Below are 250 nucleotides of genomic sequence, written 5' to 3' on the forward strand. Positions count from 1 at the left end.
CTATGGTCAGAGAGCGGGAAAAAGAACAATTATTATAGAAGGAGGAACATTTGGCGGTCAGATCACTTCGTCTCCGAATGTAGAAAATTATCCGGGGATCGCAAGTGTGAGCGGAAGCGAATTTTCCATGAATCTGCTCGATCAGGCAATGAAACTCGGCGCAGAGACACAGATGGCGCAGGTGACGGGAATTCGTGATGAAGGAGAAGTAAAAGTAATCGTTACACCGGAAAAAGAATATCCGTGCCGG

Annotated in this window: 1 pseudogene; it reads left to right on the plus strand. The window is 46.8% G+C overall.

Annotated features, from left to right (window positions below):
- Window positions 1-250 (plus strand): annotated as a pseudogene (locus NE637_RS15510) (hypothetical protein); the annotation flags it as partial.

Origin of the sequence: Desulfovibrio desulfuricans (assembly GCF_024460775.1) — a bacterium.
In the GTDB taxonomy this organism is placed as follows: domain Bacteria; phylum Desulfobacterota; class Desulfovibrionia; order Desulfovibrionales; family Desulfovibrionaceae; genus Desulfovibrio; species Desulfovibrio desulfuricans_E.